This window comes from Paenibacillus sp. MY03 (assembly GCF_002165585.1).
Lineage (GTDB): Bacteria > Bacillota > Bacilli > Paenibacillales > Paenibacillaceae > Pristimantibacillus > Pristimantibacillus agaridevorans.
In genome coordinates this window covers 1-7,937 of sequence record NZ_MXQD01000098.1, presented here as the reverse complement: position 1 = coordinate 7,937, position 7,937 = coordinate 1, and the positions used below count along the sequence as shown (strand labels likewise).

3 protein-coding genes are annotated in these 7,937 nt (G+C 49.1%); all 3 read right to left on the bottom strand.

Annotation, left to right across the window (positions count from 1 at the left end; genetic code table 11):
• Nucleotides 1-196 precede the first annotated feature (196 nt).
• From B1748_RS35925 to B1748_RS35915, 3 genes are read right to left on the bottom strand one after another with little or no spacing between them, the layout of a single operon-like run.
• Complete coding sequence (locus B1748_RS35925; RefSeq protein WP_087572774.1) at nt 197-967, bottom strand: hydroxypyruvate isomerase family protein; 771 nt, start codon at nt 965-967, stop codon at nt 197-199.
• A 26-nt stretch (nt 968-993) separates the two neighbouring features.
• Nucleotides 994-1,965, bottom strand: coding sequence for a Gfo/Idh/MocA family protein (locus B1748_RS35920; RefSeq protein WP_087572773.1), 972 nt, complete (start codon nt 1,963-1,965; stop codon nt 994-996).
• A gap of 37 nt (nt 1,966-2,002) precedes the next feature.
• Entirely contained in the window at nt 2,003-7,876 is a 5,874-nt protein-coding gene (locus B1748_RS35915; protein ID WP_143810472.1) for an S-layer homology domain-containing protein, read from the bottom strand.
• Nucleotides 7,877-7,937 lie beyond the last annotated feature (61 nt).

The window sequence follows — 7,937 nt, the reverse complement described above, 5'->3', positions numbered from 1 at the left end:
GAAAAGTTTGCCGTAACCGACGTCGCCGCATACCCTATTTCGGGAAATCCCGCTAAAGAAACAACCAGCAACACAACCAGCATGCAGCAGCTAAGAAAACGCTTGACCATTATTACCGCCTCCAAATTTTATTATGAATAACCGATGTATTGTTGTTATTCCAATCTAGTTTGTAGGTGAGTATGTGTATTTAGGATCAGAAATCGAGTTGTGCGATAACTTCGTCCTTGAATTGCCGGATTGCCTCATCTGTATCGATCGTAAACCCGCATTCGAGGCCGACGAAGCCGGAGAAACCCGTATTTTTTATGGTTTTAAGGATATTGACGTAATTAAGCTCGCCAGTGCCCGGTTGATTGCGGCCAGGGTTGCCCGCGATATGGTAATGGTTGATCCGGTCGATATACTCCGTCGCGTTGCGAATAACGTTTCCTTCCGTAATCTGTTGATGATACACGTCGAAGAGAAGCTTGACGTTGGGGCTGCCCACTTGATCGATCACGTCGACGGATTCGTCCGAGCGCTGCAAGAAATGTCCTTTGTGATCGACAAGCCCGTTTAAGGGCTCGACTTCCAATACGATACCTGCATTTTCGAATAACGGGGCGCAGTGTTTCAACGTTTCCACCATCGTTTGCATTTGCGTTTCGCGGGGGACGCCGTCCAGTACGTTGCCGCTTATAGTAATGACAGATCGTACGTTCAACATTTTACATGCCTCTATCGTTTGGCGAACGCCTTCCAGATAATCTTCGCGTACAGATTCGTCAACCAAGCTGATGAATTTGGTGCAAGTCGCACTAATGCCGACTCCGATTCGCTCTTGCTCTTTCGCAACCTTGTTCAGGTCACTCAAATTCCACCAGGAATAATATTCCAGTCCATGAAATCCATGTTCCTTGATTTTCTCCAGATGATGGACGACATCTTTGTCGGGATACGCTCCGATACATAGCGAATATTTCATGATTGCAGAGTCTCCTTTCGATAAATTTAGGATAAAATTACCGGTTTGCCCGAGACTGCCGATTCGTTGGCTGCCATCGTAATGTCATGCGTCCGCAGCGAATCCTCATAGTCGGATAGAATACGGGACTTATCGCCGGTTCTAACAGCGTGAATAAAGGCTTCGTCTTCGACAAAGAAAGGGTTTGCGGCGTTCGCGTGTTTCGTGATGCCTTCTGAAGCGATGACGTTAAGACCGTCGCTTCGCAATTCAAGTACCCCTTTGTCGGTGTAGATGTCGAGCCCGACGTGATGGCCAATGGGGAGCATGCAAGCGTTGGATATCGTAGCAACCATGCCATTGGCAAGCTTTAGCGTAACGGTTCCGACATCCGGAACGTCAGTGCCTTCCACTTTCTCTCCCATAACTTGAAGGGCATACGCAGCATAAACCTCCCGCACCTCACCGCACAGAAAACGAAGTAAATCTACGATATGGGTCGTCATTTCGACAAATTGCCCGCCGGAACCGGCTTGGACTCTCCACCAGGGCACCATCGGCATGCCGCCCATCCAATAACCGAGCGCCATTCCCATTTTACTATTTTGCAAAACTTGCTTGGCTAAGCTAGCAGATTCGTCATATCTCCAATGGTATCCGACGGATGTGATCAGTTTTTTTTCTTTGATTTTACCGCCAATTGCGACGGGAACCTCACGATTAATGCCAAGGGGCTTCTCCACCAGGAACGGAATCCCTCTCTCTACGAGTTTAAGTTCCGCCTCCCCATGAGCCAAAGGGGGGATGCATATATATACGCCATCCAGATCAGAGTTGTCCAGCATTTCGTCCAGATTGGAGAATGCTTTGGCGCCGTTATGTTCGGAAGCTGCCTTGCTCGCACGTGTAATGTCCAAATCATAAAATGCGGATAAAGAGACATCTTTCATTTGTACCAAGTTTTTCTGATGATGATTTGCGATGCCGCCTGTACCGATAAAACCAAGCTTTATGGGCATGACTTCTCCACTCCTATTTTGAAAAATTCTCGATTTTTTATTTATTTCCCAGCAAATTCAGCATGTTCATAATAACCGTTACCGCTTCTGCGCGGGTCGTTTCATCCAGTGGCGCAAACCGTTGACCGCCCTTGCCTTGAATAATATTTGCTTTGGCTGCGGCAGCTACATACGCCTTCGCCCATGGTGCGATCTGGTTCGCGTCTTTGAACGCCGGTTCAGCACTGGGATCAAGAGGAAGCTTGAGCGCCCTCCCAATCATCACTGTCATTTCTGTTCTGGAAATTTGCTTCTCGGCGCCGAACGTTTGGTCGGCATAGCCGGTAATGATCCCTAGCTTGGCTCCGGCTGCTATATAACCAGCTGCCCAGGACGGGATCGGATCGGCAAATACAGCTTCGCCCTCTTCTGTTTCCCATTGAAGCGCGCGGCCCAGCATAGCTGCAAACTCTGCGCGCGTAACAAGGCCGTTCGGACGGAAGGTTCCCTCGCCAATGCCTTTTACGATTCCGAGCGCAGCCGCTTCTGCGATGGCGTTCCTTGCCCAATGGTTTACCGTGTCCTTAAATTCCGTTTGGACTGCATCGGCAGGCTTGGCAGCAAAGATCGCAAACACTCCGCCACGGGTCTCCTGTGCAGTAATCGTATTGCCAGTTCTTTGGCTCTCCAACTTCACCCATTTCCGCTTCGACTTGTCAAAGAAATACACAGCGGTCTCTTTATAATCTTGTTTGTCCAAATCGATCACGAACTCCAGCGTAATCGGCTTGGCAAAGTCATCTGACGGTTCTTTGACGATTTCGAATACAGGACTGGCAAGCAGCAGTCCGGATCCGGCATTGCCGCCCGGATTATCGATGATCTTTGCCGTAACGGTCATCGGTTTTGCAGATGCTCCTTCGGGAATGCGAACCACCAACTGGCTTCCCAGCTTTAATTCTCCCGCTTGATTCGCTTCGAACCGTTTGGATTGTTGCTGTTTGCTGCCATCGTCAGTGACAGGCGGGATCCAACCGCTTCCTCCATCGCCCGGGTTAGTCCTTTGTTCGGTCACCTCAAGCAGATAGGGACGAAGCAACTGCAGATCCATCGTTGACGCGTCGTAGTTGGCCCCTCCCAGCAGATCGGTCAGTTCTCCTGTCGGCTGTCCATTGACCATAATCGATATTTTCTTTACGTCTTCGGTATAGTTGGCGATATTGATAAGGCGTTTGCCATCCAGCAACACGCTGCGCCATTCAACATCCATAATCGGCTTGTTCGTGTCTCTATCGATCAACAGTACCTGGTCCAGATTAAGCTGTTCGTAAATGTCGAACAATTGATCCCTCATCGTGATCGCGGATACATCAGCAGGCAGAACGGTAGAATCGTCCAACAGTTCCTGATGCAATTGAGCGTCCTGCGGCTGTTTGCGATCATCGTATTGCAGAGAGTCCTCGCCCAACAACAACACCGTCCCTCCGCCTGCCGCATATTGATGAATGCCTTGCAACGTAGAGGTTTCGACGTGCGTTGCTTGAGGAACGATCAACACACTCACGTTGCCAAACCCGTCCTCCCGGATTTGTTTCTCTGATATGAAGCCAACCTTTTGGCCGCTAAAGCTGGCCGCCTTGTAAGCACGATACAGAGCATCCATATAAGATGGCGCGGCATATACCGTCGAAGGAAGAGAATATAGAATGTACACATTTGGTACATCTTCTTGAAACGCACTCACCTCGTCGGCCAGCCGATTCAGATCCAGGTTCGTCTTGCCGATTGTCGAAACAACATCGGGCCGATGGAGAAGGCTGCCATAAAAATCGCTATTCTTATCGTACGACCGCTCCCAAACCCAGAGCGTCGCGGCATTCAGCCCATGCATGGCTCCTTGCCACAGCACGGTGCGGGTATGATCCGCCTGCTGGGAATCGTAGCGTTCATCACGATCCGCGATAATATGATCTTCGGAATTGAACCCTGGAGCAACCTTAAAGGACGATTGCAAATCGTAAAACTTGAGTTCTCTCAAGTATCCGTCCGGCCCTTTGCCCCAAAGATTGTTGTTGTCGTTTCCGTTGATATCCGTAAATTCGCTGAATTGCTCAAGATCTACGCCGACACCCCATGACATACCGGGAACTGCGGTCAATGTCTCCCCCATAATTTTGACCTGAAGCGGAAGTTCAGGAGCGATCTCTTGAATGATATCGACCATCCACTGATGCCAGCCAGAGAACAAGTCGTTATTAAACTTTGTCCAATCATAATAGAAGACCGTCGGTGTATAAGAGGAAGGCATCGGCACCTGATCGAACGATGCGTAACTTGTCCCATACTGAGCATTAAGCGTTGCGATGTTCTCGTTATAGAGCTGACGCAGATACGCTCTCCATTTCGGCAAATTCTGCGAATCGCGGTTAGACTCGTATGCCGCTTCATTAGATAGGGTAATGCTGTGAAGCGATGGGTAATCCTTAACCATCGGGATGATCGTTTTCAAATAATCAGACATAATTTCCTTCGCTTTGGGTGAATCAACGTTAAACTTTAGGAAATGAGGATTGCTGCTCCTCAGTTCCGGCCACTTCTCAAAGGCGAAGTCTGGAAAATAATGTGGGGATAGAAGCAAGCTCACCGCTACATTATGATCGCTAGCCTCTTGCAGCACTTTTTGAATATCATTTCGAATAGCGGAAGTCGACACCGTGTATCCTTTGTCGGTTGCATCCGTATTCGAGCTCTCTTCGAATCCTGGATCATCAAGCAAATTTTCGACGCTGCCTTCTACTGTCATGCTAATATCATCAATCCACAGGGCGTCGGTCCGGTCTTCCGATAAGATAAGGAACTCAAGCCAGTTTTCATCCGACCCAGTCGTATACTCAGCAGTTACCTTCTGCCAATCATAGGTTCCATTTGGGATCGCTTGGCGCGTAGCCCAGCCCGCTCCTCCTAAGAACCAAACCTGATTGACGTTTTCGCCCTTAACCCATGTTTCAAATTTATAGGTCGTATTGGGCTGTACGGCAACGCCCTGCCTGACAGCTAAATACACTTGCGGCGTCATGACATTCTGATTGGTGATTTTCATCGAAACATCCCCCGAATGGTAGACGTCCGTATCAAATTGAACATTTCCTAGCACGCCATTGGCGCGGATAATTTCCCAAATCGATGGTTTAATTACGCTGTTCGGTCCTATTTCAATCTGAATGATATTCGCGCCTAAGGCCTCGAATTCCGGCACATCCCTACGAACCTGATTGAAATGACCGTATCCTGTGAAAAAGACTTTTGATTTGCTCGGTTGATCATTTCCGGTTTCCATTGTATCGGCGATGAAGGATTTTCCCTGTATGGAAGGCCGTTCCTCCCCTGTGATATAGCGTGGAACCGTTAGCGCTGTCGAGGTACCGTCCAAATATCCCTGAAGCCGGTCGACGGCTTCGTCATAAAGCGCTTCCAATTGTTCAGCAACATAAATGGATCTATCCATCATATTTTGATCTGCATCTTCTTTGCCATAAGTCAAAAATTTGCGAATGACGCTTGCGTTAATCTGCTCGTAATCTGTCGGAATACGATGTGCTTCAGCTTCGGCTAGCAATTGATCGAGTGCCGGCATCCTTGCAGCCAATTGGTCAAACCGCGCATGCAAATCCGACTTGCTCGGCATCACGACCAGTTGCAGCAGATCCTCCCTACTCTTGCCCGTTGCAGACTCGCTTACCTGAATCGCGATATCCTTCTGGCCGATGTCCGTAAATTGGAGATCAAAGCTTTTTTTCAGCATTGTGCCGGCAGGCAGCTCGAGCAGCCGATCCCAATCCAGAGACGGGGAGTTAACTTGCAGCTCAATCGGATGGTCGCTGTAGTTGGTGATATAGTAATGGTAAGATTGGGTCTCGCCTGATGACAGCACGGTTTTGCCCTCAAGCCGGGTATGCCATTGGTCGCCTTCCGGGATCAGGCCAAAGCTGCCGAATTGCACGGGGTCCTTGAATTTCCCAATGCCTCCCGTCCATTCGACCCAGCCCTTGCGTCCGTTCCCGTCATCGTCGTTTACCAAAAACGTGAAGGGAAGTGAAGTCACGGGTTTTTCGTTGGCTCCTATGGCCCCCCATGGTATTTTCGCTTGATAATTCGTGACATTGCCATTCTGCGATGTAACGAGCTGGACGCTGGACGCTTCCAGCACGGCAGTCCCATTGTTCCATCTCCATACCTGCGAAGATCCGTTAGCATGGGAGAAACCGTATTCCGGTCCGTAATGCTCCCCATCCGGACTAAAAGCGATTTGAACGCTGTCTCCCCTCCATATGTCATTGCCTGCGTATGCCGAATGAGCGTTATCTTTCACCTCGACCCCGACATACAACGCATCTTCATCGTAAGCAAATCGAGCGGTCGCCGATAAATCCTCCTGGCCGCCCCAACCTTCGATTAGGACTTGACTTGGATCTGCAGGCAAAGACAGGCTCGCATATCCTTCCCATCCCGTCCATGTACCGTCAAGGGTAAGGTCAGCATCCGCATGGAAAAGCGGTACAAACTTGCTCTTGCCAAGAGAGCCCATCAAATCAGATACGTCAATCAACGACTCGCCTGGAATGCCAGTTCCAATCTCATAGGCAAACTCGGACACGACGCTGGCATCCCCCGTATCTCCTTCGGCATAGGCCTTGATTACCATCGATCTTTCGATGCGGATTGGCTGACTATAAACTTCCCGAGTGATGGATAAGCGTGGATCAGAGCCATCTGTCGTGTAGTAAATAGTTGCATCATTGGCGGCAGTCAATTGAATCTCCGTACCTGCTGGAACCACGCCGCCGCCTTGACTGGCCTTCACCGACTGCTCCGCTGGCATCGTCAGCATTCTGAGATTATCAATCCAATAGCTGAGCTCCGTCCTACTTTCGATAGATTCGGATCCGCTATACGTATAGAACTCAATAGTCTTGACCTGATTCCTCAAGCTAATGTAGTCTGAAAGGTCAATGTTAACCGTATTCCACTGATTAGCCGTTAATTGAGTAATCGGCGATTCGTATACAGTACCGCCCGAAGCATCGTAGATTTTAATGTACAACGGTTCAACAGCGCGACTTGTTTGTGATTCGGTGTACATATCCAGCAACAGGGTCGAAGCCCCGGATAAATCGAGATTTTGCAACGGCTTCCAATAACTGCTGATATAACCTGGCGATGCTCCCATGTTCAGATTGAACGTGAGTTTCTCCGAGTAAACGCCTTCATTTTTTCGATTCGCAACTTGAACAGCCTCAACTGTTCCGGCCGATGATTGACTCCCTTGCCATAATTCCTGGTTCTCGAAGCCATCCACAAGCACAGGCTGCAATTGCTTCTCGAAACCTCCGTTGCGGAGTACATTCCTGCTGCTCCCAGCTTCGGTCATCGACAAATCGTCGAACCAGACGTTATCGGTAGTATTCTCCATGATGATAAAAAATCTGTAGATTTGCTCTTGAGGTCCTGTCGTATAAGATACCTTGATCTGTTGCCAATCATAGGTTCCAGCAGGGATCGCGACGTTAGGGCCAAAAGAAACTCCGCTTACATTCTCGCCCTTGACCCATAGGGAGAGTTCATAAGTCGTGTTCGGCTTGACTTGAACCTTCTGAGAGGCTAGCGTGAACACATTCGGCGCGAGCGGCGTGCGGTTAGTCAAACGCAGCGAATGTCCTGCGGTTTGACTTTCCACGCCATGATAGATGTCCGAAACGATGGCATAGTCGACATCTGCTGCCCCGTAAACTTCGAATTTCCAGAATGAATTAGCTGGATTTGGAAGAATCGACTGACCGGAAGCCGACACTTTGACCGGCTCGATCCCTCCCAATGATGTGAGAGAAACGATCAAACTAAAAACTAAAAAACAAACGCTTATTTTTTTCAACATTGCTATAATCGCCTCCAAAAAATCTTGTTCATGTTCAGATTGCTTCGGCGCCGATAAAGCC